Origin of the sequence: Pseudescherichia sp. (genome assembly GCF_031998825.1) — a bacterium.
Classification (GTDB): Bacteria; Pseudomonadota; Gammaproteobacteria; order Enterobacterales; family Enterobacteriaceae; genus Pseudescherichia.
The window spans coordinates 59,135-83,965 of record NZ_DAMACX010000006.1 but is presented as its reverse complement, the minus strand read 5'-3'; the positions used below and the strand labels follow the sequence as shown (position 1 = coordinate 83,965).

General features: G+C 56.0%; 26 protein-coding genes. 8 read left to right on the top strand and 18 right to left on the bottom strand.

The window, feature by feature from the left end:
* Positions 1-24: 24 nt before the first annotated feature.
* Positions 25-1,092 carry an aldo/keto reductase gene (locus RTP97_RS04675; RefSeq protein WP_312411368.1) on the bottom strand — a complete coding sequence of 356 codons (1,068 nt, stop codon included), beginning with the start codon at positions 1,090-1,092 and terminating at the stop codon, positions 25-27.
* Between the two features lie 155 nt (positions 1,093-1,247).
* Here RTP97_RS04675 and RTP97_RS04670 point away from each other — a divergent pair, with 155 nt between their 5' ends.
* On the top strand, positions 1,248-2,132 hold the full coding sequence (locus RTP97_RS04670; RefSeq protein ID WP_312411364.1) for an AraC family transcriptional regulator: 885 nt from the start codon (positions 1,248-1,250) through the stop codon (positions 2,130-2,132).
* Positions 2,133-2,180: 48 nt separating this feature from the next.
* On the opposite strand, the gene RTP97_RS04665 is transcribed toward RTP97_RS04670, so the two are convergent.
* Positions 2,181-2,480 carry a hypothetical protein gene (locus tag RTP97_RS04665; protein WP_312210020.1) on the bottom strand — a complete coding sequence of 100 codons (300 nt, stop codon included), beginning with the start codon at positions 2,478-2,480 and terminating at the stop codon, positions 2,181-2,183.
* A gap of 78 nt (positions 2,481-2,558) precedes the next feature.
* Positions 2,559-3,314 (bottom strand): DeoR/GlpR family DNA-binding transcription regulator, encoded by a 756-nt coding sequence (locus tag RTP97_RS04660; protein ID WP_312411361.1) that lies wholly within the window; start codon positions 3,312-3,314, stop codon positions 2,559-2,561.
* An 85-nt stretch (positions 3,315-3,399) separates the two neighbouring features.
* Here RTP97_RS04660 and RTP97_RS04655 point away from each other — a divergent pair, with 85 nt between their 5' ends.
* Positions 3,400-3,984: an NUDIX domain-containing protein gene (locus RTP97_RS04655; RefSeq protein WP_312411360.1), complete on the top strand. Its 585-nt coding sequence runs from the start codon at positions 3,400-3,402 to the stop codon at positions 3,982-3,984.
* An 8-nt stretch (positions 3,985-3,992) separates the two neighbouring features.
* On the opposite strand, the gene RTP97_RS04650 is transcribed toward RTP97_RS04655, so the two are convergent.
* Entirely contained in the window at positions 3,993-4,451 is a 459-nt protein-coding gene (locus RTP97_RS04650) for a GNAT family N-acetyltransferase (RefSeq protein WP_312411356.1), read from the bottom strand.
* Positions 4,452-4,595: 144 nt separating this feature from the next.
* Here RTP97_RS04650 and RTP97_RS04645 point away from each other — a divergent pair, with 144 nt between their 5' ends.
* Positions 4,596-5,213: a GNAT family N-acetyltransferase gene (locus RTP97_RS04645; protein WP_312411353.1), complete on the top strand. Its 618-nt coding sequence runs from the start codon at positions 4,596-4,598 to the stop codon at positions 5,211-5,213.
* 3 nt (positions 5,214-5,216) lie between these two features.
* Here RTP97_RS04645 and RTP97_RS04640 read toward each other — a convergent pair whose 3' ends face one another.
* The gene (locus RTP97_RS04640) at positions 5,217-5,648 is read right to left on the bottom strand and encodes a PACE efflux transporter (RefSeq protein WP_312411352.1); all 432 of its coding nucleotides are present in this window, start codon (positions 5,646-5,648) and stop codon (positions 5,217-5,219) included.
* A gap of 114 nt (positions 5,649-5,762) precedes the next feature.
* Here RTP97_RS04640 and RTP97_RS04635 point away from each other — a divergent pair, with 114 nt between their 5' ends.
* Positions 5,763-6,293: a TetR/AcrR family transcriptional regulator gene (locus RTP97_RS04635; RefSeq protein ID WP_312411351.1), complete on the top strand. Its 531-nt coding sequence runs from the start codon at positions 5,763-5,765 to the stop codon at positions 6,291-6,293.
* A gap of 47 nt (positions 6,294-6,340) precedes the next feature.
* On the opposite strand, the gene RTP97_RS04630 is transcribed toward RTP97_RS04635, so the two are convergent.
* Genes RTP97_RS04630 through RTP97_RS04620 form a run of 3 tightly spaced genes read right to left on the bottom strand, consistent with a single transcriptional unit; the run spans position 6,341 to position 7,419 of the window.
* Entirely contained in the window at positions 6,341-6,751 is a 411-nt protein-coding gene (locus tag RTP97_RS04630; RefSeq protein WP_312411349.1) for an ASCH domain-containing protein, read from the bottom strand.
* A gap of 9 nt (positions 6,752-6,760) precedes the next feature.
* Positions 6,761-7,081 carry an SMR family transporter gene (locus RTP97_RS04625; RefSeq protein ID WP_312210032.1) on the bottom strand — a complete coding sequence of 107 codons (321 nt, stop codon included), beginning with the start codon at positions 7,079-7,081 and terminating at the stop codon, positions 6,761-6,763.
* Positions 7,078-7,419 (bottom strand): multidrug efflux SMR transporter, encoded by a 342-nt coding sequence (locus RTP97_RS04620; protein ID WP_312411348.1) that lies wholly within the window; start codon positions 7,417-7,419, stop codon positions 7,078-7,080. Before RTP97_RS04620 ends, RTP97_RS04625 begins: the two co-directional genes overlap by 4 nt.
* Positions 7,420-7,537: 118 nt before the next feature.
* Between RTP97_RS04620 and RTP97_RS04615 the strand changes: the two genes are divergently transcribed.
* Entirely contained in the window at positions 7,538-8,056 is a 519-nt protein-coding gene (locus RTP97_RS04615; RefSeq protein WP_312411346.1) for a phosphoribosyltransferase family protein, read from the top strand.
* On the opposite strand, the gene RTP97_RS04610 is transcribed toward RTP97_RS04615, so the two are convergent.
* Entirely contained in the window at positions 8,057-9,610 is a 1,554-nt protein-coding gene (locus RTP97_RS04610; RefSeq protein ID WP_312411343.1) for a diguanylate cyclase, read from the bottom strand.
* Between the two features lie 254 nt (positions 9,611-9,864).
* On the opposite strand from RTP97_RS04610, the gene RTP97_RS04605 reads away from it, so the two are divergent.
* Positions 9,865-11,433, top strand: a complete 1,569-nt coding sequence (locus tag RTP97_RS04605) for a methyl-accepting chemotaxis protein (RefSeq protein ID WP_312411341.1) — start codon at positions 9,865-9,867, stop codon at positions 11,431-11,433.
* 232 nt (positions 11,434-11,665) lie between these two features.
* Here the strand turns inward: RTP97_RS04605 and RTP97_RS04600 are convergent, their stop codons facing one another.
* The 8 genes from RTP97_RS04600 to sad all read right to left on the bottom strand — a co-directional run bounded on the left by RTP97_RS04600 (position 11,666) and on the right by sad (position 22,272).
* A complete protein-coding gene (locus tag RTP97_RS04600) occupies positions 11,666-12,580 on the bottom strand; it encodes a bestrophin family ion channel (protein ID WP_312411339.1) in 915 nt (304 codons plus the stop codon).
* 270 nt (positions 12,581-12,850) lie between these two features.
* Entirely contained in the window at positions 12,851-14,302 is a 1,452-nt protein-coding gene (locus RTP97_RS04595) for a tagaturonate reductase (protein ID WP_312411338.1), read from the bottom strand.
* 178 nt (positions 14,303-14,480) lie between these two features.
* On the bottom strand, positions 14,481-15,452 hold the full coding sequence (locus RTP97_RS04590; RefSeq protein ID WP_312411335.1) for a sensor domain-containing diguanylate cyclase: 972 nt from the start codon (positions 15,450-15,452) through the stop codon (positions 14,481-14,483).
* Positions 15,453-15,506: 54 nt separating this feature from the next.
* Positions 15,507-16,499: a diguanylate cyclase gene (locus RTP97_RS04585; protein ID WP_312411462.1), complete on the bottom strand. Its 993-nt coding sequence runs from the start codon at positions 16,497-16,499 to the stop codon at positions 15,507-15,509.
* Positions 16,500-16,683: 184 nt separating this feature from the next.
* A complete protein-coding gene (locus tag RTP97_RS04580; protein ID WP_312411334.1) occupies positions 16,684-18,144 on the bottom strand; it encodes a diguanylate cyclase in 1,461 nt (486 codons plus the stop codon).
* Between the two features lie 43 nt (positions 18,145-18,187).
* Positions 18,188-19,114, bottom strand: coding sequence for a glutaminase B (gene glsB, locus RTP97_RS04575; protein WP_312411333.1), 927 nt, complete (start codon positions 19,112-19,114; stop codon positions 18,188-18,190).
* 63 nt (positions 19,115-19,177) lie between these two features.
* Positions 19,178-20,767 carry a methyl-accepting chemotaxis protein gene (locus tag RTP97_RS04570; protein ID WP_312411332.1) on the bottom strand — a complete coding sequence of 530 codons (1,590 nt, stop codon included), beginning with the start codon at positions 20,765-20,767 and terminating at the stop codon, positions 19,178-19,180.
* A 116-nt stretch (positions 20,768-20,883) separates the two neighbouring features.
* Positions 20,884-22,272 carry a succinate-semialdehyde dehydrogenase gene (gene sad, locus RTP97_RS04565; RefSeq protein ID WP_312411331.1) on the bottom strand — a complete coding sequence of 463 codons (1,389 nt, stop codon included), beginning with the start codon at positions 22,270-22,272 and terminating at the stop codon, positions 20,884-20,886.
* 104 nt (positions 22,273-22,376) lie between these two features.
* Between sad and ptrR the strand changes: the two genes are divergently transcribed.
* Both ptrR and RTP97_RS04555 read left to right on the top strand, forming a co-directional pair.
* On the top strand, positions 22,377-23,246 hold the full coding sequence (ptrR, locus tag RTP97_RS04560) for a putrescine utilization regulator PtrR (RefSeq protein WP_312411330.1): 870 nt from the start codon (positions 22,377-22,379) through the stop codon (positions 23,244-23,246).
* Positions 23,247-23,335: 89 nt separating this feature from the next.
* Complete coding sequence (locus tag RTP97_RS04555) at positions 23,336-24,280, top strand: L-lactate dehydrogenase (RefSeq protein ID WP_312228305.1); 945 nt, start codon at positions 23,336-23,338, stop codon at positions 24,278-24,280.
* A gap of 10 nt (positions 24,281-24,290) precedes the next feature.
* Here RTP97_RS04555 and RTP97_RS04550 read toward each other — a convergent pair.
* The coding region (locus RTP97_RS04550) for a PTS transporter subunit EIIC (RefSeq protein ID WP_312411328.1) at positions 24,291-24,831 on the bottom strand (541 nt) is incomplete at its 5' end.

Sequence of the window (24,831 nt, the reverse complement as noted above, 5' to 3'; positions counted from 1 at the left end):
CCAACAAAACTGGGCAACAGGTCACTAGCGCCCCCTGACAACCGCCCCGCCGGTGATCAGCTGCTGCGCCATTGGTCGGGAGATAAAGCGCGCCGGGAAGATAGGATCAATGGCACTGGCTTCCTCCAGACGCTGGAGCTGCTCATCGGTGAGCACAACCTCCAGCGCAGCAAAATTGTCCTCGGCCTGCGCGACGGTACGAGCCCCCATAATGGTGGAGGCGACAGCGGAATTACGTAGCGTCCACGCCAGCGCAATTTGTGACGATGACGCCCCGCTTTCGTGGGCGATGCTGCTGACCACCTCTGCAATAGCCAGTGCCCGCTCGTTCAGATGGCCAGTCGACGCAATAATCCCTTTCCGCGTGGACGCAACATCGGCACCGTTCTCATCGGAGAGATCGGCCCGACTGTATTTCCCCGTGAGGATCCCACCGCCAAGCGGCGACCATGGCAGCACGCCAAGCCCCATCGCCTGCGCCATCGGGATCAGCTCATGCTCTACCGTGCGCTCAACCAGGCTGTACTCAATCTGCAACGCGACGAAAGGCGACCATCCGCGCAGGTCGGCCAGGGTCTGCATCTGGGCGATGCGCCACGCGGGCGTGTTACAGATACCGAGGTAGAGAATTTTGCCATCGCGAACAAGATCGTCGAGCGCGCGCATCACCTCTTCCGGCGAGGTGGTAAAATCCCAGGCGTGCAGATAGAGCAGATCGATGCGGTCCGTATCAAGCTGTCGCAGGCTGGTTTCAACGGAACGGACAAGATTGTAACGGTGGTTTCCCCCCGCATTGGGATTACCTGCTTCTCGCGACATAGTGAACTTGGTGGCCAGCACGATGCGATCGCGCTTCGCCTTGATCATCCTCCCAAGGATCTTCTCCGCGCTGCCGTTGGTATAGTTGACCGCAGTGTCGATAAAGTTGCCGCCGCGTTCAACATAGGCAGCAAAAATGCGTTGCGCCTCCGCGTCATCCGCCCCCCATCCCCAGTCCGAGCCAAAGGTCATGGTGCCCAGCGAAAGGGGTGAAACACGTAACCCGGAACGGCCAAGTAAGCGGTAGTGGTCAAGCGCCTGTGGTGTGGTCATGATGTCCAATCTCCTAAAAGTGTTGATTGCGACTATCATCCTCTAACAGAACGCGTTCTACGGGATAGATGGGATGTCCAGGATGATTGCACGATCGTCCAGCCTGGGCGATGCTCTCTTTTCGGGGTGACTCTTCAGGGATAACATGCCTGTATATGAACAGACTAAATGCTCTCGTGGACATTATCGATCGCCATACTCCGGAGGATGGGACCTACCCCAGCACCCTGCCCGGGGTGACGCTGATACGCGCCTCGTCGCCGACCATGCCAATGCCGGTGATCTATACGCCAACGCTCTGCCTTGTGGCTCAGGGGACGAAAGAGGCGCGTCTCGGGGAGACAACCTACCGTTACAATGCGGAAAATTACCTGATCGCCTCGGTCGAACTGCCGGTCATGGGCTCGGTCATTGAAGCTACAGAGGAGCGCCCGTACCTCTGTTTGCAGCTCGATTTTAATATGGCTGAGCTGTCAGAGCTGGCTATCTGCTATCCTGGTCCGTTAACCGAAGCGCAGGATCCGCCCGCTGGCATTATGTTAAATAAGACCACGCCCGAGCTGCTCGATGCTGCCGTACGTCTTGCCAGCCTGCTGGATACGCCACACGATATTGATGCCCTCGCCCCGCTTAACCTTCGTGAAATTCTTTACCGCCTGCTGACGGGGCCACAGGGTAATATTATCCGCCATATGGCCCAGGCCGAGAGCCGGCTTAATCAGATTGCCCGGTCGATTATCTGGATCAGGACGCATTTCCGTGAAGCGTGCCGCATCGAGCAGGCAGCCAGCGTTGCCGGAATGAGCCGCTCAACGTTCCATCATCATTTCAAGGCCGTCACCACCATGAGCCCTATTGCGTTCCGCACCCATCTGCGCATGCAGGAGGCACGAAGGCTAATGGTGAGCGATGCGGTAGATGCAGCCAGCGCGGGCTTTCATGTCGGGTATGAGAGCCCGTCACAGTTCAGCCGCGACTACGTGCGCATGTTTGGGGTGTCGCCCGCGAGGCACGCCAGCCAGTTACGTAAGCTGTCATGAATAAGCAGTGGAAGAGAAACGCCGGGATTATTCCCGGCGTTGGGATAATTAACCGCGGGGGCTGTTGTGCCAGTGCTGCTCGCAACGCTCTTTAGCCTCGGTAACCAGGTCGCGCAGATCGGGCAGCGGATCGCCGGAGCCATAGTCCAGGGTGTTGGTGGCCTCTTCCTGCTCCTCTTTCGCAGCGAAGCTCAGGGTCTCATCCAGCTTTTGCCAGCTGCCGTCCCGCTGCTGGTAAATCAACGCATAGGTTGGCGTCTTCTCATCGTCGCCATAAATCTCATATTTTTGCGTTGGTGCACCTTCAGGACCAAACTGCAGGGTGTCGATCAGGGTTGAATCAGCCATCGTTTTCTCCTCTTTGTTAAGGAGTAAGGTTAGCTTATAAACGGCAAGGCTGCGGGCTTGCCTGTGGGAGCGTTAGCTTCAGGCTTTTACCACGGTTACGCCCTGCTCTTTTACCGCCTGGATCCAGTCGACATTGGTCGCATGCTCTACCACCACCGTATTGATAAGCGAAAGATCGCCAATCACAAAGGGCGATGCCGTATTGATCTTCTCCGGTGACGCCAGAACTACCGTTTCGGCGGCTCTGCCGGAAAATGCACGTTTGATGCACGCTTCTTCATAATCACCGGTGGTTAAACCTGCTTCCGGATGAATGCCGGTCACGCCCATAAAGAACAGATCGGCATGAATATTACTTATGCCCTCAATTGTGGCAGCGCCAACGGTGACAATGGAGTGCTTATAGAGACGCCCGCCAATCAGGATGACCTCAATGGCCGGATGTGCCACCAGACCCAGGGCGATGCTCGGACTGTGGGTGACCACGGTAATACGCAGATCCGCAGGCAGCAGCGTAATCAGCTCCGAGGTCGTGGTTCCACCATCAATAATCACTACCTGCCCGTCGGAAATCAGCTCGACGCCTTTGCGGGCAATACGCTGTTTAGCATCTATTTTTAGCGATTTTCGCTCTGAAAACGTGGCAACAGCCGATGATGATGGCAGCGCGCCGCCGTGTACCCGTTGCAACTGCCCTTCTGCCGCCAGCTCGCGTAAGTCACGGCGGATCGTATCCTCCGAGACGTCAAAATGTGCGCTCAAATCTTTTGACAGGACCTGGCCCTCGGCGGCAAGTTTTTCAAGTATCAGCTGTTTGCGGTGACTGGTGAGCATAGGGTTTCCCGTGTTTGCACGAAATATCTTGAATGTGCACGATATTGCTGTTTATGATAGCTACTCTACGTATTGGAGCGCTATCATGCAATCAAAACATGCAGAAGTACGTATCATCAACAGCCAGATCCTTTCCGACAACTGGTACACGTTAAAAAAATATACCTTTGCGCTACAGCGTCAGAATGGCGAGTGGCAGCAGCAAAACCGAGAGGTCTATGACCGGGGCAACGGTGCCACTATCCTGCTCTATAACCGGCAACGACGAACGGTGATACTGACCCGTCAGTTTCGCTTTCCGGTCTATGTGAATGGACATGACGGTTTACTGATCGAAGCGGCCGCAGGCCTGTTGGATAACATGGATCCCGAAAGCCGTATTAAAGCCGAGGCGGAAGAAGAGACAGGATTTAGCGTTTCGCACGTTGAGAAGGTGTTCGAAGCCTATATGAGTCCCGGCTCGGTGACCGAGAAACTCTACTTCTATATCGCCGAGTACCAGGCCGACGATAGAATTGGCGCTGGTGGTGGTATCGAAGCTGAAGGCGAGGATATTGAGGTGCTGGAGATGACGCTTGATGAGGCATTAGCCGCTATTGAAAACGGCCTTATCGTTGATGGTAAAACCATTATGCTGCTCTATCACGTTGCCCTGAAGGGAATTTTATAATGCTTACCCTATAACAAAGACTTATACATAAATACGCTCAGCGGATCCTCAATATAGGGTGGGAATGGATCGCACCGCTGATATCCGCAGCGTTGGTATAGCGTAATCGCAGGCTGCTGATGAATGCCCGTCTCGAGCCGAAGAACATGACAGGCAGATTCAGCAGCAAGCTGCTCCAGACTGGCCACAATCCGCTCGCCTATTTTGTTGCCCCGGTACTGTGGGCGAATGTAGACGCGCTTGATCTCCGCGGCGTTATCCCCCTGCAGAAAAATCGCGCCGCAGCCAATAGCGTTACCCTCACCGTCACGCACGATAATGCAGCGAATATCCTCTTCTTTAACCGTAGAAAAGTCGAGACAGTGATTACTCTCGGCAGGATAAAGCGTACTTTGAAATGCATCCAGCTCGCCGATTAATATCGCTAATTCGTCTGAATCCTTTTCAATTTCTATCACGTCAAACATTTGTCTTATGACCTCTTTTTCTTTGAATTTTATGTAGTTATAGCACTCCCTTTTCTGAAAAATAAAGCAAATATTAACTTTGATGCGCCGCGCTGTTCTGGGATGATGTGTCTAATTATTATTCTTATATGCACAGGAGAGGAAATGAAAGACAACGCGCACGCCGTTCCTGCCGGATACTCCAACATCGCGCCAGGCTATATCGCCTCGGTCGTCACCTGCCTTGAAATGCGGGAGAAGCCTGCCGGTGCTCCGGTCCCTCTGCCGGAAGAGTTTTCGCTGCAGCCGTTAGCGGATCGCGATCCTGACGCTTACCGCAGTTTGTTTCGCAAGGTGGGCGCGAACTGGCTCTGGTTTTCACGTCTCACCATGAGCGATGAAAAGCTTATTAGCGTGCTGCAAAATTCCAGGCGGGAGATCTACGTTATCCGTCATGACGACGAGGATGCGGGACTGATGGAGCTGGACTTCAGCGAACCCGACGAGGTCGAGCTGGTGTTTCTCGGACTGACGTCGGACGTCACCGGTAAGGGCATTGGCCGGGCGGTGATGAGCGCGGCAACGGAGCTGGCGTGGGCGAAGCCTGTTCAGCGTTTCTGGGTACATACCTGTACCTTCGATCACCCTTCCGCGCTTGGTTTCTATATTCGCTCTGGTTTCGAACCTTACGAACGGCGGGTAGAGGTGCAGGCCGACCCGCGCCTCAGCGGCCATCTGCCGCTGGACGCTGCGCCACATGTGCCGATTATTGCTGCCCGCTGACGCTTAGATAGCCGGAACGGGCTCGCGCAGGAACACGCGATCAAAAAGCCAGGTGAACACAAAGGCATAGACAAAGAAGAAGGTCAGCAGGCCAACTTCCATCATGAAAGCCTTAATAATGCCGACGTGATAGAACCACATAAAGAACGGCACGATCAGGATAATAAACATCGCTTCGAAAAGCGTGGTGTGCACGATCCTGATGAGAAGCGTGCGTTTCTGGATGTTGTTCCTTCTTTCCCAGCGCTCAAACAGGGTGTTGTAGATGTAGTTCCAGACGACGGCCACAACGGAGGTGGTCACCGCCACCGGCAGAGAGCTTGCCATGTTACCGTCGCTCATTCCTGACAGCAGCAACGAGGAGAAGAAGATGGCAATCAGTTCAAAGAGAGCGACATAGGTGAGTCGGCGGGGAACCGGATTGAGATAGAACACGGCGAACCTCATGTGCGATGATATGGCTGAGATTGCATTGATCCCAGACCTGGTAATTGACTGACTGGCAAGTTATCATACGATCGTATTTAAATCAATGTTGGGGAGATGCCCGTGGCACGACCAAAAACCATAGACCGGGAAAGCCTGCTGGATGCAGCGGAAAACGTGTTGGGCCGCGAGGGTGCCGCCGCCCTGTCGTTTGGCGCTATTGCGACGGAGTCAGGCATCTCGAAGGCCAGCGTGCAGTCGGTTTTTGGTTCACGGGAGAAGGTTCTGGATGCCCTGCTGGATCGTTGGCTAAAAAAAGAGCAGGATCGTTATCACATGCTGCTGCCACCGAATGCCGATGCCAAAGCCCGACTGCTGACCCATATCAGCGCCACCGAGGAAGAGACCTCAGAGGCCGGGATCAGAACGCTGACCCTGCTGGCCGCCCAGGCCGGGACGCAAAGCGAAAGCATGGTTAACTGGTATAGAGAGCGGTTCGGCGACCTCACCGCAAATGATGAAGAGTCAAGAAAGCGCCGGATCGCCTACCTGGCTACCGAAGGGGCGTTCATGATGCGGAACATGGTCGGTTATGAAAGCGAATCGGCGTTCTGGGACGAGGTGTTTAACGACCTGAAGGCGTTTGCAGACTAACACGTAGCGGCTTGCCCGGCGGCGCTACGCTTGCACGGGCCTACATATCAAACCACCTCAACTACTTCAAACTCTTCGGCAATCAGCTCCATCTCTTCCGAAAAGCCTCCTGCCTGCGTAAAGAAGCGTTGATGCTCGGTACGCCAGTACGTCAGGCTCAGGTCGCCTTCCCCCTCTTTACGGGCAAAGTCTTCGTCGACGTCGCAGAACCTGACCAGGCGCAGCGACGTGATGCGAATGACGCACACCGGCTCCTGCTGGCCGTTAAGAATGATATGATAGCTGCCCACCGCGGGCGGCACGCTTTCCGCCTGGTAAGACGCTAGCGAGCCGCACGATGCGGTCTTTTTTCCCTTAACGACCAGACCGGCCAGCTCGTTTGCCAGCTCGGCGCTGTCGCCTATAGACCACGCTAGCGCCTGCGGGTATTTTGCTTTTAATTTTTCAAGCGTGTTCATGATCGATCCTTATACCATTTCTAAGAGCACGATCCCGGCGGCAATCAAAATCAGTCCCAGCCAGGCTTTTGTTGAGAGCGCCTGTCGAAAAATCACCCTCTCGATAAATGCGGTAAGCAGAATACCACTCCCACCCCAGGTGGCATAGGCCGTAGCCATATCAATACCTTTCAGTGCCAGGGATAGCGACGTGAATGAAGCAAAAATGCAAAGCAGCCCTGCCGCGCCCGGCAGTTTCCGTGACATGCCGTCGGAACGTTTGAGGAAAAAATTCGCCACAACTTCCAGAACGATGGCCATCGACAGGGAAAGATAAGGAACCAGCGTCATACCTCCTCCTTACTCTCGTTCTCACCGAAGTTCACCAGTATTACCCCGGCGAGCAGCATCAGGATGGCAATAAGCTTAGGCAGCGTGATGTACTCATGAAAGAAGACGCTACCGATAACGGCGACGGCAATCAGCCCCAGCGATTCCCAGGTTGCATAGGCGACGGAGAGCGATATCTCTTTAAGGGCGAAGGCCATGCAGGTAAATGAGAGGCCAATAGTAAAATACATAAAGATTAATGCGCCCCAGCTATTACTCTCTGCAACCAGCTTCATTATGACTACGCTGACTATTTCAGAGACGATAGCAAGGGATAAAAAGAACCAGGACCGTGACATTTATGCTCCGCACTTCGGATAAAAATTTGAACCAGCGCTCAAATCAGCCGGGGATCCTATTAGCGGGTCTGAGCAAAGTCAATGTATGCTTAACCCTACAGTCGAGAGGAGAAAAACGATGGATAACCGCTACATAGGTGAGCGTATACTTGATGAGGCCGCCATCGCCACGGGCGTAGAGCGGGTCGCGGCATTACTCAATGACAACTATCAGGATGCCGTTGTCATTACCGTGGTGCCGGGCGGTATTCTGTTTACTGCCGATCTGGTCAGAAAATTAACTTTCACTATCGCGATGGACACCATCTCCTGCCCGCATACGCCCGGCGATCGCAGCAATCAGTCAACGATTGTTTTTCACCCCACTATCGATATTACCGGTAAGGATGTGATCGTTGTCGATGATGCGATTGAGTCCGGCGGGACGATGAAGCGGCTGGTGGAGTATCTCAGCACCACTTATTCGCCGAAATCATTAGCCATTGCCACGCTGTTCGTTAAGCCCGGCAGAGTTGATATTCCCTTTCGGCAATTTTACGCCTGGGAGATGGAGAACGACGATCTGCTTATTGGTTACGGTCTGCCGTGGGAGAATAAATTCCGTAATATTCCCTTTATCTCGAAACTGAAACGTTAATTAGCTCTCAGAGACAACGGCACGATTGCGGCCCGCCATTTTCGCACTATAGAGCGCGGCGTCGGCTCCCTCTTTTAGCAAACGCGCATCGTCATCGCTGCCGCGAGGGATAAAACTGTAGCAACCCGCGCTAAGCGTGACGACTTTGATACCGGCCAGCGATTCGTTGTGCGGCAGCTGGGCGGCACGCACGGCGGCGACGGCGCGCTGGGCTATGTTAAACGCCGCGTCGCGATCGGTATCTGGCAGAACGATAGCGAACTCCTCCCCGCCGTAGCGGGCAATAAGATCGGACTGCCGCAGGTTGAGCTTCTGCAACACCTCGCCGACGTGGCGCAGGCAGTTATCTCCGGCCACGTGGCCGTAAAAGTCGTTGTAGCGCTTAAAGTAGTCGATATCGAGCATAATCAACGATACTGGCCTACCGGTCAGCGAACCAGTTTTAAGCGCCTGGGAGAGGAAAATATCGAACTGCCGACGGTTCGCCAGCCCTGTCAGGCCATCGGCCAGCGCCATGGTCTGTAGCGTGTGGTTGATACTGGTCAGCTCATCTCGCAGCATGGTTAATTCCGTCTGATCCCTGACGTTCACCCTCACCACCCTGAAGATCAGCGCCCCCATCACCAGGGTACCTAACAGCAGCATGGCGTTAAGAACAATATCTGGCAGGCTCTCGCGTAGCCAGTTATGCCATAGCGCAGGCTTATCGTAGCCAGCCGCCACCACCAGCGGGTAGCGTTCAAGGCGGGCGAAACCAAATATACGCTCAACACGATCGATACTCGATTTCCAGGTCGCATTGCCACGGTCGTGACGAATAAGCTCCTGGGTAAACAGCGGACTGCGCGAGATGTTACGGTTAATCACATCGTCGTTAAACGGTCGGGCGTAGAGGACTGTCGCATCGGTGCTCAGAATGGCAAGCAGATCGCGGCTGCCCAGCTCAAAATAGCTGTAGAAGTGCCGGAAGTAATCAATTTTCACCGTAGCCAGCATGACGCCAGCAAAGCCGCCGGCAGCATCGTTCAGACGCAGCGACACGGGAATAACCAGATCGCCGGTTGAACGGCTACGGATCACATGCCCGATATGAACACTGCTATGTCCATTTTTACGGTGATAGACAAAATATTCCCGGTCAACATTATTTGGAATGGCAGGCTGGCGGCCAAACGACGTGGCCTTCATGTTTCCCTGTGCGTCATAGACAAACAGGCCATGCAGCTGCGGCAGGCGCTCTTTAATCTCACTGAGGTAAAGATTAAATTTGGCCTCCTCGATGGCCGAGACGCCCTCCTGCGGCACGTTGCGGCGGATGTCACGCAGCGCCAATTCGGATTGCAAAAAGGTATCTTCTGCCTGACGGGCCTGAGAAACCGAGAGATTAATGGCGTTGCGTTCACTCTCCTCTACGGTTCGCTCCCACGAGCGGTTTAAGGTCCATGCGCTGGTGGTCACGCCAGCGATCAGCAGACCAGCCATAAAAAAGGAGATACTACGTCCAAGAGAGGAGTTTAAGGCCAGCGCGTTTGATATACGTTTCCCGACTTTCATTGTCACTCCTCCCCGATTCCTTTCCTTCAGTAAAGCACACAATGCTGTAGTCAATGAGCAGAATAAGACGGATGCCCTATTGCAAATTGTTTACGTCAATTCAACACCGCATTCATATAAATGCAAAACAATATTAAAAAAGCATTTCAAAAAACAGAAAACATCAATTTATGTGATTGAGATCAACTATTTAGATCAATGCTTTTCCGAAATCTGCCGTTATTAGTCATACCTTTCTCTTCAAAGTCTTCACTATGAAAAAATTCGCGCAGTCTACGGTCTTAACCAAACTCTTAACCGGCTTCTCTATTCTCATCGCTATGATGCTGCTGCTGGGCGTGGTGGCTATCTATCAGCTCAACATCAGCAACCAGCACATCGATAAATATCGTGAAAATCGCCTGCCCGGCGTGCGCTACTCCCTTGAGATGCGCGGCGTGCTTTCGGAAATGCGTCTCCAGCAGATTCAGTACATCAACTCGCCGACCATGCAGGAGCGTGATAAGCACCGTCTGGAGCTGCTGCAGAATCAGGACATCTTCCTTAATGCGCAGACGCACTACGCCGCTATTGCCAGTGACCTGCCGGAAGAGATGCAAGGCCTTTTCGGCCAGGTAGTAGAAAACTTCACTCACTTTGTGGACGTTAACGGCAAGGTCATTGAAGCGGTTAACGATGAGCGGCTTGATGAGGCAGCCAAAATCAGTGGCGCAGTCTCCGCGAAATATCGCACCCAGCTGATGAAGGATCTCGCTACGCTGGTGGATATGGAGGTGGCTATCGGTAACCGTGCGGGTGAGGCTTCTGCCCAGGGATATCAGCGTGCGCTGTACCTGCTCTCTGGCCTGCTGGTGCTGGCGCTGATTGCGACCGGTATCATCGCCCTGTTTATTTCGCGCAACCTCTCCCGTCAGCTGGGGGGCGAACCGGCTTATGCCGTGAATATTATGCAGCAGATTGCCGCCGGCAAGCTGAATACCGACATTGCACTTAACGTCAACGACCACAATAGCCTACTGGCCACCATCAAGTTCATGAACGGCAGGCTGGCTGAAATTATTAACGGCATTATTCACGGCAGCGAGTCTATCTCATTGGCGGCCAGCGAAATTGCGATGGGCAACAGCGATCTCTCCCAGCGTACCGAAGAGCAGGCCGCCTCGCTGGTGCAGACCTCGGCTAACATGCAGCAGATTACGCAGAACGTGAAGAGCAACGCTGAGAATGCGCACAAGGCCAGTGAACTGGCCCGTCAGACTTCACAAACGGCGGTAAAAGGCGGTAAAGAGGTACACGATATGCTTATGCGAATGCACGATATCTCCGACAGCTCGCAGAAAATTGTCGACATCATTGCGGTAATTGAAGGTATTGCCTTCCAGACCAATATCCTGGCGCTGAATGCGGCGGTTGAGGCGGCACGCGCCGGTGAACAGGGTAAGGGCTTTGCCGTTGTCGCGGGTGAAGTGCGCAACCTGGCGCAGAAGAGCGCCGATGCGGCGAAAGAGATCAAAACGCTGATCGACGGTACGGTAGATAAGATTACCGAAGGTTCCCGCTACGCCGATACCGCCAGCCGGGCAATGGAGGAGATTGTTAGCTCGGTGAATAAAGTCACGGGCATCGTGGCGGAGATTTCCACTGCCTCCAACGAGCAGCACCAGGGGATCCGGGAGATCAGCGTCGCCATTGAGCAGATGGATCAGGTTACCCAGCAGAACGCGGCATTGGTAGAGCAGGCTGCGGTTGCCGCGACCTCAATGACCGAGCAGAGTGAACACCTGCGCGACTCGGTGCGTTTCTTTCAACTACGTGTAAATTAACGGCTTAAGAGCCTCACCCTCAGGGGCAGCAATGCCCCTGAGAAGGCTCTGGTCTGCGGCAGGCCGTCGTTACGAATAGAGGTTACGGAAGCTCGCTCACAAACGAGAGATCGTAGGCGGTTGCAAACAGCGCAACGCAGGCAATCAGCACAACAACCATCTGAATTACTCTTTCCATCGTGTTTCCCTCCTGGCGGTTTAACCAGCCTGTAACGGGCGCATCCGGCTTTCGTTACGTTAGCTGGTAATACTTATCAGGCAGTATCTTCGCGGGCACAACGTTTTCATCATTCATCTGCAGCAGATCTATCTCAAGTGCATTGCAGATGGCATCCAGCGGCAAATCGTTATCTTCCACGCCAAACGGATCTTCAAGCTCTTCGGCTAAGGTATCGAGAGCTATAAAAGTATAGGAGATAAGTACTGAGACGAAAGGCGTCATGTAGTGCAAATCTACAACCAGCGCAAAGGGCAGCATAATACAGAACATGTAGACCGTGCGGTGCAAAATGAGCGAATAGGCAAAAGGCACCGGCGTAAAGGCAATACGTTCACAGCCGGAGAGCACCGCTGAGATGTCATTCAGCCGGTTGTTCATGCTGTGGTAGAGAATGTCAGAGAGACCGTTCGGCCCGCGCTGCGCGGCCAGCCACTCCCCCATCATTAACAGAAGCTGGTTAGCCGGCGCGTGGGCTTTCATAACCCGCGCCAGTTCGCTGGGCGAGAGGTAGTTAGCCAGCGTTCCCTCCAGCGGTTTGCGGCGCAGCGTCAGGCGCAGGCAGTGGGCGAACGCAATCAACAGCAGCACAAAGTGATGACGCCCTTCCCCCGCCGGCAGCGTTGTTTTAACCTCCCGCAGCAGCGAGCGTGAGGCGATCATTAGCTGCCCCCACAGCACCCGCGCTTCGGTATAGCGGCTATAGCAGGCGTTATTGCGAAAACCCAGGAAGATAGCGATGGCAATCCCCAGGATGCTAAACGGCGCTACGGTGAGCTTAAAGCCCAGCGAGCTATACCAGGGCAGCATTAAAATCACCGCTACCGACAGGATAAAGTTAAGCAGCAGACGGGAGTAGATTTTGGGTAGCACCGAGCCATGCCAGACGAAAATACGCGCAAGCCAGTGCTGATGAGGACGAACAATCATGGTTATATTCAGGCATAAAGAAGAGTCGCGATTATTAAACGTGATCGCCCTCACGGTTGCAAGTTTGCTGCAAAAATGTAGTGGAAATTCTTCGCTGATAAGCGATTGAGAGTGCAATTGCCGAAGTTTAATAAATTAGAATGATATATGTATGTTGTAACTATTAATGCGGTAAATGAATGCCCGGCGGCGCTGCGCTTGCACGGGCCTACGGTCTGACACAATCTGTAGGCCCGGCAAGCAACGCGCCGCCGGGCAATTACCCACGACTTAGCAGAGCGGCTTAACGGCCTCGCGCATGCCGCGCAGCAGGATGGCATCCAAATCCAGAGAAACCTGCTCTACCAGGCCGCTAACCTGGGTCAGGTCCTGTTCCCAGTGGTCGCTTACGGAGAGCACGGCTTTTACCAGCTCGCTGGTGCTAATCTGCCGATCGCGATGCTGGCTCCACAGCTGCTGGAAGCGTTCGATCCAGTGCGCGTCATCCTGTACCGGGAAGGTTTCGCCATTACGCTCGCCGCGATAGAAGGCTATCAGGGCGGCAAGGGCAAAGGTCAGACGCGCCGGGAGCTTGCCGTTGGCCTTCTGCCCTGCCAGCAGCTGCGGCAGGATGCGGGTGCGGAACTTGGTCATGCCGTTCAGGGCGATGGAGAGCAGCTGATGCTTGATGTAGGGGTTACGGAAACGCCCCGTTACGGCGCTGGCGAAGGATTCCAGTTCATCACGCGGCAGATCCAGCACCGGAATGATCTCTTCGTAGATCGCTTTCTCAACAAAGGCGCAGATTTCGCTGTCGTTCATCGCCTCGCCCACGGTGTCCAGGCCTGCCTGGAACGCCACCGGGACCAGCGCCGTGTGCGCTCCGTTAAGGATCGCCACTTTACGCTCTTTGTACGGCTTGATGTCATCGACGATCAGCACGTTCAGCGGATATTTGTCGAGACGCAGCTCGGAAGCCAGCGATTTTGGCCCCTGGATAACAAACAGGTAGAAGTGCTCTGCGGTATCGAGGAATCCGTCGTGGTAACCCAGCTCGGCTTCGATTTTCGCCACTTCATCACGCGGGTAACCCGTTACGATACGGTCAACCAGGGTTGAGCAGAAGGCATTGGCTTCGTTCAGCCACTGGACGAACGCAGTCGGCAGCGCCCACTCGGTGGCATAGCGCAGCACCAGTTCGCGCAGGGCGTCGCCGTTGTAGTCGATAAGCTCGCATGGAATGATGATCCAGCCTTTATCTGCCGCGCCGTTGAAGTGGGTATAACGCTCGAACAGCAGACGGGTCAGCTTCGCCGGGTAGCTCACGGCCGGGGCGTCATCAAACTTATCGCCTGCGTGGTAGCTGATGCCCGCCTCGGTGGTATTAGAGAACACAAAGCGGATTTCAGGGTTCTGCGCCAGCTTAAGGAACTCATCGTAGTGATCATAGACGCTGATCTCACGATTTACTGAACGGATCAGGCGCGCATCGCTCACCGCTTCGCCCTGCTCGTTCAGGCCGCGAATAATCGTGGTATAGAGGCCATCCTGGGTGCTCAGCGACGGCGGGAAATCACTTTTGATTGGGCGGACGATAACCACACCGGCGTTGAGATCGGTGTGCTCGTTGAGCAGATCGATCTGCCAGTCGACAAATGCGCGCAGGAAGTTCCCTTCGCCAAACTGAATAATACGTTCCGGATAGGTGGCTCCGGGAAAATCGCGACGGTTTATCGTGTTCACAATGGGTTCCTTTTTGATTAGTCATACAACCTGGGAAGATTGGTCCAATAACTTACCAGACTTTACGACCATGAAACCCTGTTTTGATCAAAATGGGACGCCCTATTCGCCTCAATTTTTAAAACGAATATGAATTTGTGGGCGTCGTCACATTTCGATGGCGTAGCGCGTCGCGCAACTAGCGGTTTTTCGGCTCGTTTTTCTCTTTCATGGCATACATCTTTTCATCGGCGGAGGTGATCCAGCTGGCCATGTCCGGATTGTTGTCATGATCGTACTCGCTTACTCCCCAGGAGAAGTTCAGCTGCCACGGTTTATCGGTGGTCTGATTGAACACCTGAGCCTGCTCAACCAGATGCTGCATCGCGACCCACGCGCCCTTCTCATCGGTATCCGAAAAGATAATGGCAAACTCGTCGCCGCCGTAACGCACCAGCAGATCGGCCTCGCGAAAGCTTTCACGCAGCAGAGAGGCCATTGCCCGCAGGGCGTTGTCCCCCTCTTCATGACCAAAGGTATCGTTGATGTATTTGAACTTATCGAGATCCAGCCAGGCGAGCGTTAACGGCTCCGCACGGCGGCGCGCGCTGGTGATAGCGTATTTACCGAGGTTATGAAAACCACGGCGGTTAAAGAGGCCGGTTAGCTCATCGGTGGTAGCAGCACTGATGGCGGCGAACTCATCCTCAACGATGGCGGCAAAGTCCTTCAGCACCGCGACGTTGTCCGCGGTAAACCCGCGCGGCTCGGGCGCGATGAGGCAAAACGACCCCACAATTAGGCCGTCGGGCAGCTGCAGCGGATAGCCTGCATAGAAGCGAATATGCGGCGGGCCGACCACCAGCGGATTATCAAAAAAGCGGTCGTCCTGCTGCGCGTCCTCTACCACCAGCGGCTGGGCGCTGAGGATCGCATGGCCACAAAAAGAGATGTCACGCAGCACCTGTCCATTAGGAATACCGTCGCAGGACTTGAAGTGCAGCATGTTGCTGTCAACGAGGCTTATCAGCGCAATGGGCACATCGAACATCCGTTTCGCCAGCCGCGTGAGCCTGTCGAAGCGTTCATGTGTGCCAGAGTCCAGCAGCCCGGACTCATGAAGCGACGCCAGGCGCTGTTGCTCGTTTTCAGGGAGTTGAGGAGTCTTCATAACGGGCCTTTTTCACTAAGCAAAACCTAAGCTTAGCGCATTTAGCCCGTTTGGTCAGCGGGCATAGATCCGGTTCTTGCCTGCACGTTTGGCACTATAGAGTGCATCGTCTGCCGCCTTTAACCAGTCGGTAACGGTTTCCATATCCTGAGCGGCGTTGGCAATACCAATACTCAGGGTACAGCGAAACGAAGCGTCCTGAGCCACCATCATTACGGCGGTGGCATCCATAATGCGCCTGGCGACGACAAGCGCCTCCTCCGGAGAGGTATTCGGAAGCAGGATCACAAACTCATCGCCTCCTAACCGCGCCGGGGTGTCGGTATTTCGGGTCGCAACGTGCAAAATTTTAGAGACCGTTACCAGCAGCGTATCGCCCACCTTATGGCCAAACCGGTCATTGACCTCTTTAAAGTTATCGATATCGATAAACATCAGGGAGGAGCTATGGGCGGAGTCGCGCAGCTTCTCCAGCTCATGTTGGATGCGCTTCTCCAGCAGGCGGCGGTTGGCAATATCCAATAGCGGATCCATCATCGCAATGCGCTCCAGCTCGCGACTCTTCCGCCGCAGCTTTTTGGCAATGTTATCCGTCAGCACGCTGAGGGCTAATATATAGATGGCGATAAGCGGTAGCGTGGCAAGCAGCGTGCGCTGAGAGACGTCAGGATCAAACGCCATGCCCTGCGCCAGCCAGGCTGCAGCAAATACTGCCAGCAGGGCTGCACCAGCCTTACGCATGAGCTGGATACCGCCCGCCGCGAGGCGATCGGCGAGAAGAATAGTGGCGATAACCACGGAGGGCAGCGGATTAACCGCCATCATGGCGATCCAGAATCCGCCTGCCGCGCCATCAAAGATCAGGTTGTGATGTTCACAGGTCAGCGGCTTTTGTGACTTACGGGAGCGCATAAAGGCGATGGTCGGCCAGACAAACGCATTCACGGCCAGCAGGGCGATTAGCCACGCAGGCTGGTGATGCTCCAGCAGCACGGAGAGGATCGGGATAAAGCAGAGCAGCGTCCCGAGCATGCGCATCAGATACATCCGTCTTACAAAACGCTTGCCGACGATCTGTTCACGTGGTTTTAGCTTATTCGATCCAGTCATCGCGCAATGTTATCCGATACGTATACTCGGCTATAGTATTGGCGTTAAAAATGGGTAGCAAGCAATTTAATGCGTTATTTCAATGAATTCCCTCGCGACCGCAGAGCGCTAAGTGACAGCGTCACGCATTCTCTGTGCCTGGATCACTATTATTAGTGGGTAACGATTCAGCTGGTTCCTGACTCTCGTGTGCGCTGGTACGGTTGCGTCCCTCTTTTTTCGATCGGTAGAGATACTCATCCGCCTCAGCCAGCAGTTTGTTAAACCGCTCCGTCAGCTCCCAGGAGTGGGTAGTACCGCTGCTCAGGCCAATGCTGACGGTCAGAAAGAGCGTCTGTTGCCGCCAGCGGAACGGATGAGCCTCAACGGCGCGACGGATGCTCTCTGCCAGCATAAACCCCTGCCGTGCATCCTCCGTTGTTGCCACGACGGCAAACTCCTCTCCTCCCATCCGCGCGACAATCCCTCTGTCGCCGACCACCTGCTGCACCTGCTGGGCAAAGGTCGTTAACACTCTGTCGCCGCACTCATGACCAAAGCTGTCGTTGATAGTTTTGAAATAGTCGATATCCAGCAGCATGACTGACAGATGTCGCGCCCCGGTAGCCCGATCGCGACCCAGGGCCTCATACAGGCCGGAGCGGGAGTAAACCCGAGTGAGAAAGTCAAAGTCAGCCCGCAGCGAGACCTGTTTCATCAGCGTGTTAATGGCGTTTACGCTGACGCAGACGATGAGCGGGCAGATGGCCATGGTGGCGATCCCCAGTCTCACCGAGAACATGCGCGGCATTTGCAGCGGACTGGCAACGAAGATGTTAATCGTGCCGTTGGCGACCAAAATAATTTCCAGTGCTCCGGTTAAGAAGGTCAGGAAGGCAGTGGTCAGCAGCGAATAGCGTACCGCGCACCAGATCAACGCCGGTAGCGGAAACAGGAGGCTTCCCGCCCCACCAATCGCCACAGAAGCAGTGATCGAAACCACCAGCGCCGCAATCGGCAGCAGGTGCTCGACGCGAAACGGTGCGACCCAACGCGGCCACGTTAGGGTGAGGACGCAGGGCAGGATCAGCACCCCGGTGGAGAACTGCTCGCTAAACCAGTCGGCAAAAAGCGGCCAGAAGGTTAGATTATCGATACCCACCGAGGCAAACGCACCGACCAGCGCACAGCCCAGCGCCCCCAGCAGGCAGTAGTTGAAAATTCGCAGGGCGCTCACCGGCAGGGTGCGTTTCTCAGGCCGCCGCTTTTCCCGGACAATCAGCTGGGCCACAGTGAGAATAAACACCATGTTCGACAGGTTAATAACCAGCGAGGTCGCTCCCCAGGTGGTGGTCAAGGCATCATAAACCAGCATCGCCACGTAGCAGATGGCATAGTTGTGCAGTCGGTTCAGCCACGTATAGCGCGCAAAGATACCGGCCATCACCGCGTTTAACGGCCAGAATAGCGAAAGCTCCTCGACCAGCCTGAGCATCGCGCCGATAAAGTAGAAGAGCGTGGTCAGCAGAAAGATCAGTAACGCGTTACGCCATGGCCTCTCTTTATGGAACGGACTAAAAGCAATGTTCAGTTGTGAAAGCATAGGATTCTGTCCCCATAGATAAGGGTAACGACGCGGTAGGCCATCAGTAAACCGAACGCCCCAGCTGATGGCTGAGTGCTTCAAGCATAGCAATACCCGCCAGCGAGTTGCCTGCTTCATCCAGCGCCGGACTCCAGACGCAGATAGCCATCTCATGGGGTACGATCGCCACAATACCCCCTCCCACGCCGGACTTCGCCGGCAGGCCCACGCGCCAGGCAAACTCGCCCGCACTCTGGTACATGCCGCTGGTGGCCATCAGGGCATTGACCTGCCGCGACTGTAGCGGGGAGATGACCGGCCGGGTCAAATGGGGTGCACGCCCCTCATCCGCCAGAAACAGGAAGGTCTTAGCCAGCTCGACGCAGCTCATCTTCAGGGCGCAGTAGTGGAAGTAGTTTTGCAGCACCGTCGCCACGTCATTATGGAAGTTGCCAAAGGATTTCATTAGCCAGGCAATGGCCGCGTTCCGCGCCGAGTGATCGAACTCGGACCGCGCTACTCTGCTGTCGTAGGTGATATCGCTGACGTCGCTGAGCTGGCGGACAACCTCCAGCATTCGCTGGCGCGGCGCGCTGAGGCGGCTCTGTAGCATATCGCATACCACCAGCGCCCCGGCATTGATAAAGGGGTTCCGCGGCTTGCCCTGCTCAATTTCAAGCTGGAGCAGTGAATTAAAGGGGTGGCCGGAGGGATCTTTGCCCACCCGCTGCCAGATCTCCTCCTCCTGATAGTGATCCATCGCCACCACCAGGCTTAGCACCTTCGAGATAGACTGAATAGAGAAGCGCTCATCGGCATCACCAGCCTGAAAGTGACGGCCATCGATGGTGCTCACCGCAATCGCTAGCTTATTCGCCTCTACCGACGCCAGCGCCGGAATGTAATCGGCTACCTTACCCTGACCGACCAAAGGCCGAACCTGGGTCAGAATAGACTCCAGCATGTCATTATCCATGACCGTTGCCACACTACACTCCTTGCTCACCGGCTAAAAAGGGCCTGCGAGTATATCAGAGCCACGCGGCAAGCGTCAGGCTGGAAGTCGAAAACGCGTGACCGCCTGCATAAGTTGTCGGGAGTCATCGTGCAGCTGTTGGGACGCCTCGGCGGCGGTGCTGACCAACTCACCTGTACGCCGGGCTACCTGGTTCAGCCCCTGGAGCTGGCGCGTCATTTGATGAATGTTCTCGCCCTGGTTCAGCGTCGCCTGGGAGATGTCATTGAGCAGGCCGCTGAGGTGCCCCACCAGCCCCGTTACCTGCTGAAGATTGTTCTCCAGTCGGTTTACCGCCTGCGAGCCCGCCTCTATCCCCTGTAGCGAGTGCTGGATCAGGGCCTGAATCGTCTGCGTTGAGTGGCTGCTTTTACGTGCCAGCAGGCCCACCTCTTTTGCTACCACGGCAAAGCCGCGCCCGTGGTTGCCCGCGTGGGCGGCTTCAATAGCGGCGTTCAGGGCCAGAATATTGGTCTGGAACGCCACGTTATCGATCAGCGCCACGATACCGCGCATCTCATCTGAGCGCGTCACGATTGCCCGCATAGATTCGTTAACGGTATCCATCATCCTGTCCCCGCCCGCGGCGGCCTGGCGGGCCTCGTCGGCGCGCTGGCTGGCAAGTTTCGCATAGCCCGTATTGCCCTCGACGTGGGACTCCAGCTCGGCAATGTTGGCCGTCACCTCGTCCAGCTCTTTGGCCTGGCGCGCCGACTGCTGGTAGAGCTTCTGATTACCCTGCGCCAGGCTCTCGATATTGCCCACCATTGAGGTAGTCGCGTCGCTGACCTGGGTTACCAGCTGCTGAAGCCCCTGCTGCATGGCCTCAATACTGACGCTGAGCTGGCCGATCTCCCGGTTAAAACAGGTCACTGGCGGCGGCGCCACGGAGAGATCCCCGGCGGCAAGCTGATTGATATGGGTAATCAGCCGTTTAAGAGGGGCGATCACCCAGCGCGACATGCCAAACCAGACGGCGATAGCGATCACCAGCAGCAGCGCCGGTCCCAGAATAAAGAGGTATTGCAGATTCGCCAGGCGGGCCATCAGCGTCTGCCTGCCCTCCTCTGCGCGTGCATCGCTGGCCGTGCGGAAGCGGGCAAAGTTATCGTTGAAGTCAGCCTGAAACGCCTGGGCCGGTACGGCAAAAAAGGCGTCGATGGACTGGCTGCGGGTCAGGGCATCCGCCTGCTCTTTGATCGCGCCGTAGAAGAGCTGGTAGCTGTTAACTAACCCCTCATCCTCCGGGGGATTGAGCGCTCGCCACGCCTGCCAGCTTTTCTGCGAGCTTTCCAGCGCCTGCTGGGCCTCATCCATCAGGCTATGCCAGCTGCCCTCGGAGCCGGTGGCCTGGTCCTGCATAAAATAGACGCCTGCGCGGTTAAGCAGATCGCTGGCTGCCAGCAGCGCAACGCGCGCCTCATCGACCTTGGCCTGCTGCAGGATAGCCTGCTGGTTCAGCTGCTCGTGATGCTGGGCATCGTGGAGGGAACGGGAGAGGAGAAGAGATGAGGAGATCTGAAGCGCGGAGAACAAGCCGATAATGCACAATATCCCTGCCAGCAGGCCAAACTGCCGTGGCGTAGCCCGGCGAAATAGAGACGGAAAAATTTTAGTTAAATTCATGATATTCTTCTGTAACTCATCTTCTGAAACGACACACTGCGCGTGAGTCTACGACAGAACCATGACAGCGCGGCACCGCTGAATAAACAGCGGTGCCGCGCAGGTTACGCTAGCGATTACAGACGATCTTTCCACACTGTCTGCACGTTGCAGAACTCATGCAGGCCAAAATGTGACAGCTCGCGACCAAAGCCGCTCTTCTTCACGCCACCAAACGCCACGCGGGCATCGCTGGCGCTGTAGCCGTTGATAAACACGCCGCCACACTCAAGGCGCGCAGCCAGTACTTTCGCCCGCGCCTCGTCAGCGCTGAAAAGGGTTGCCGAGAGACCGAAGTCGCTGTCGTTTGCCAGGGCTAAAGCGTGCTCAGCATCATCGGCGACGGTAATCGTGGCTACCGGGCCAAACAGCTCCTGACGGAATGCGGTCATCTTCGACGTCACGCCGGTGAGCACCGTTGCCGGATAGTAGTTGCCCTCCCCGCTGATCTTCTCCCCGCCAAGGCGCAGCGTGGCCCCTTCATTCAGGGTGGCTTCCACCTGAGCATGCAGCTCGTCGCGCAGATCGTAACGCGCCATCGGCCCGAGGTAGTTCTCTTCTACATCCGGTGCGCCCAGCTTCAGCGCGGCCGCTGCGGCAATAAATTTTTCGGTAAAGGCTTCTGCTACGCCTGCTTCAACGATAAAGCGTTTCGCCGCGGCGCAGACCTGTCCGGTATTCTGATAACGACCGGCCACCGCCGCCTTAACGGCCAGATCGAGCGAGGCGTCGTTAAGCACGATAAAGGGATCGGACCCGCCCAGCTCCAGCACGCATTTTTTCAATGCCGCACCCGCCTGGGCACCGATTGCCGCCCCGGCACGCACGCTACCGGTGACGGTCACCGCAGCAATACGCGGATCGTTGATCGCCTGGCTTACGCCTTCGTTAGTGGCGTTTACCCAGCCAAAGACGCCTGTCGGTAGACCCGCCTCGCGAAAGATATCGCCCAGCAGCTCGGCGCAGCCCAGCACATTAGGGGCATGTTTCAGCAGGTAGCTGTTACCCGCCAGCAGGATCGGCACCGCACCGCGCAGCACCTGCCAGACCGGGAAGTTCCATGGCATCACCGCCAGGATCGCCCCCAGCGGACGGTACTCAATCACCGCCTGGTTATTCTCTACCTGAGTCGGCTCGCTCGCCAGCATGGCCGGGCCATGTTCGGCATACCAGTCGCAGAGGTTGGCTGATTTTGCTACCTCAGCCCGAGCCTGCAGAATGGGTTTGCCCATCTCGGCGCTAATCAGCTGGGCCATTTTCTCACCGTGCTGACGCAGAACGGCACCCACGTTACGCAGCGCCTGGGCGCGTTGATCCACGCTCTGCTCGCGCCACTGGCGGAAACCCTGCTGCGCGGCGGCCAGAGCCGTCTCGACCTCTGCCGAGGTTGCCCACGGGCGGGCCGAGAGCTGTTCGCCCGTTGCCGGGTTAATAGATAGTGCGTGCGTTTTGGCGGAAATGGACATTATTTATCTCTCTTATAAACAGGGAACTTGCTTTATCCTGGCCTACTCTGCTATTTCTGAAAACTGAATAATATTAACCTAACCATTCACAAATCGAGAATGATATGGATTTAACCCAGCTTGAGATGTTTAACGCCGTGGCGCAGACCGGCAGCATTACCCAGGCCGCACAGCGGGTGCATCGGGTTCCCTCGAACCTGACGACGCGCATCCGCCAGCTGGAGGCCGATTTAGGCGTGGATCTCTTTATTCGCGAAAACCAGCGCCTGCGTCTCTCGCCCGCCGGGCACAGCTTTTTACGCTATAGCCAGCAGATCCTCGATCTGGTTGCAGAGGCGCGCAACGTCGTCGCCGGGGACGAACCGCAGGGGCTCTTTTCCCTCGGTTCACTGGAGAGCACCGCCGCCGTACGCATTCCCGCTACCCTGGCCGACTTCAATCAGCGCTATCCGCGTATCCAGTTTGATCTCGCCACCGGGCCGTCCGGAACCATGATCGACGGGGTGATTGAGGGTCGGCTAAGCGCGGCATTTGTTGACGGGCCGCTGATGCATCCAGGCCTGGAGGGCATTCCGGTCTACCGGGAGGAGATGATGATCGTTGCCCCTGGCGGGCATGCCCCTGTCGATGACGCCATGCGGGTTAACGGGATGAGCATCTATGCTTTTCGCGCCAACTGCTCCTACCGCCGTCACTTTGAGAGCTGGTTCAAGGCGGCGGGCGCAATGCCCGGCAAAATCCACGAAATGGAGTCTTACCATGGAATGCTGGCCTGCGTGATAGCCGGAGCCGGGCTGGCGCTGATGCCGCGCTCCATGCTGGAGAGCATGCCCGGCCATCAGCAGGTCTCTGCCTGGCCGCTGGTGGAGGAGTGGCGCTGGCTGACCACCTGGCTGGTATGGCGTAAGGACGCAAAGAGCCGCCCGCTGGAAGCGTTTATTGCCCTGCTGCAAGAGCGGCCGCAGACGTCATAGGATAATACAATAGATGTTTCAGGATGTTGCGTCGATGACCCGCAAGGGATACTTTTAAGCGGTCGCCATTAACGGTTAACGGAAAAAGAATGAATACCAAAGCCCGTAAAGTTATGATTATTGGTACCGGCAACGTCGGGGCATCGGCAGCGTACGCTCTGCTGAATCAGAACATTTGTGAAGAGCTGATCCTGGTCGATCTCAACCGCGATCGCGTCGAGGGGCACGCCCAGGATCTGGCAGACGCAGCGGCCTATATGCCAGGGATGATGACCATCTCAACCCGTGAGGCCAGCGAGTGCGCGGATGTCGATATCGCGGTGATCACCGTCTCCGGCGGCCCGCTCCAGCCGGGCCAGACCCGGCTGGACGAGTTAACCAACACGGCAAAAATCGTCAAGAAGATCGTGCCGCAGATGATGGCGAACGGCTTTAACGGCATCTTTCTGATTGCTACTAACCCGTGTGACATTATCACCTGGCAGGTGTGGAAGCTCTCTGGCCTGCCGCGTAATCAGGTCATCGGTACCGGCGTCTGGCTGGATACCACTCGCCTGCGCCGCTCCCTCGCCCAGACGCTGGATATTGGCGCGCAGAGTATCGATGCGTTTATTCTCGGCGAGCATGGCGATACCCAATTCCCGGTCTGGTCTCACTCTTCAGTCTACGGTTCACCCATCGCCGAGGTCTATCGGCGTAAGACGGGTCAAGAGCTGGATCGTGAGCGTCTGGCAGAGCAGGTTCGCCGTCAGGGTTTTGATATCTACGCCCGCAAAGGCTGTACCGAGTATGGCATTGCCGGGACAATCGCCGAGATCTGCCGCAATATCTTTACCGGTAGCCACCGTGCGCTGGCGATCTCCTGCGTGCTGGACGGAGAGTACGGCGCAGAGAACATTGCCATCGGCGTGCCGGCAGTGCTGGCCCAGAGCGGCGTACAGCAGATCATTGAGTTGCAGCTGGCGGAGGATGAGCAGGCGAAATTCCGACACTCGGCTAGCGTGATTGCCGCAAACATCGCCCGCCTGCCCTGATAGCCAGGCGTTACTGTGCGGCGCTGCGCCGCACTAACAGCAGCGTCAAGCTAAACGACAGTACCAGCGAGATCAGCACGCCGGAAATGGCGTACGGGAACCACGGGCCGATGTAGGCTGGCAGGCTAAAGATACTGGAGAGAATGTAGCCAAACAGCCGTACGCCAAAGAAAGCGATAAACGCCGACGCTACGCTGCTGGCAATCGTCGCGGCAATAAATGCCCGTTTCTCTTTGGTCAGCACGCCAAACAGCGCCGGTTCGGTGATGCCCAGCAGCGCGGAGATCGCCGCAGAGAGCGTCACGGTACGATCGTCGCGATGACGGTTCTGGAACCAGATGGCAAAGGTCGCCCCGGCAATCGCCATGTTTGCCATGCACATCATTGGCATCAGCATGTCATAGCCATGTTCGCTGAAGTTTTGCAGGGCGATGGGCGTCATGGCGTGATGCATGCCGGTCAGGATCGCCACCGGACGGATCGCCCCGACGATAAGTCCGGCGAAGCTGGCCGACACGCCAAACAGCCCTTCTATAAAGAAGGCGAGTCCT

Bases quoted from the DNA above. Each gene is read 5' to 3' on its own strand.
- RTP97_RS04675 (WP_312411368.1), bottom strand. From the start codon at position 1,092: ATGACCACACCACAGGCGCTTGACCACTACCGCTTACTTGGCCGTTCC.
- RTP97_RS04670 (WP_312411364.1), top strand. From the start codon at position 1,248: ATGAACAGACTAAATGCTCTCGTGGACATTATCGATCGCCATACTCCG.
- RTP97_RS04665 (WP_312210020.1), bottom strand. From the start codon at position 2,480: ATGGCTGATTCAACCCTGATCGACACCCTGCAGTTTGGTCCTGAAGGT.
- RTP97_RS04660 (WP_312411361.1), bottom strand. From the start codon at position 3,314: ATGCTCACCAGTCACCGCAAACAGCTGATACTTGAAAAACTTGCCGCC.
- RTP97_RS04655 (WP_312411360.1), top strand. From the start codon at position 3,400: ATGCAATCAAAACATGCAGAAGTACGTATCATCAACAGCCAGATCCTT.
- RTP97_RS04650 (WP_312411356.1), bottom strand. From the start codon at position 4,451: ATGTTTGACGTGATAGAAATTGAAAAGGATTCAGACGAATTAGCGATA.
- RTP97_RS04645 (WP_312411353.1), top strand. From the start codon at position 4,596: ATGAAAGACAACGCGCACGCCGTTCCTGCCGGATACTCCAACATCGCG.
- RTP97_RS04630 (WP_312411349.1), bottom strand. From the start codon at position 6,751: ATGAACACGCTTGAAAAATTAAAAGCAAAATACCCGCAGGCGCTAGCG.
- RTP97_RS04625 (WP_312210032.1), bottom strand. From the start codon at position 7,081: ATGACGCTGGTTCCTTATCTTTCCCTGTCGATGGCCATCGTTCTGGAA.
- RTP97_RS04620 (WP_312411348.1), bottom strand. From the start codon at position 7,419: ATGTCACGGTCCTGGTTCTTTTTATCCCTTGCTATCGTCTCTGAAATA.
- RTP97_RS04615 (WP_312411346.1), top strand. From the start codon at position 7,538: ATGGATAACCGCTACATAGGTGAGCGTATACTTGATGAGGCCGCCATC.
- RTP97_RS04610 (WP_312411343.1), bottom strand. From the start codon at position 9,610: ATGAAAGTCGGGAAACGTATATCAAACGCGCTGGCCTTAAACTCCTCT.
- RTP97_RS04605 (WP_312411341.1), top strand. From the start codon at position 9,865: ATGAAAAAATTCGCGCAGTCTACGGTCTTAACCAAACTCTTAACCGGC.
- RTP97_RS04600 (WP_312411339.1), bottom strand. From the start codon at position 12,580: ATGATTGTTCGTCCTCATCAGCACTGGCTTGCGCGTATTTTCGTCTGG.
- RTP97_RS04590 (WP_312411335.1), bottom strand. From the start codon at position 15,452: ATGAAGACTCCTCAACTCCCTGAAAACGAGCAACAGCGCCTGGCGTCG.
- RTP97_RS04585 (WP_312411462.1), bottom strand. From the start codon at position 16,499: ATGTATCTGATGCGCATGCTCGGGACGCTGCTCTGCTTTATCCCGATC.
- RTP97_RS04580 (WP_312411334.1), bottom strand. From the start codon at position 18,144: ATGCTTTCACAACTGAACATTGCTTTTAGTCCGTTCCATAAAGAGAGG.
- RTP97_RS04570 (WP_312411332.1), bottom strand. From the start codon at position 20,767: ATGAATTTAACTAAAATTTTTCCGTCTCTATTTCGCCGGGCTACGCCA.
- sad (WP_312411331.1), bottom strand. From the start codon at position 22,272: ATGTCCATTTCCGCCAAAACGCACGCACTATCTATTAACCCGGCAACG.
- ptrR (WP_312411330.1), top strand. From the start codon at position 22,377: ATGGATTTAACCCAGCTTGAGATGTTTAACGCCGTGGCGCAGACCGGC.
- RTP97_RS04555 (WP_312228305.1), top strand. From the start codon at position 23,336: ATGAATACCAAAGCCCGTAAAGTTATGATTATTGGTACCGGCAACGTC.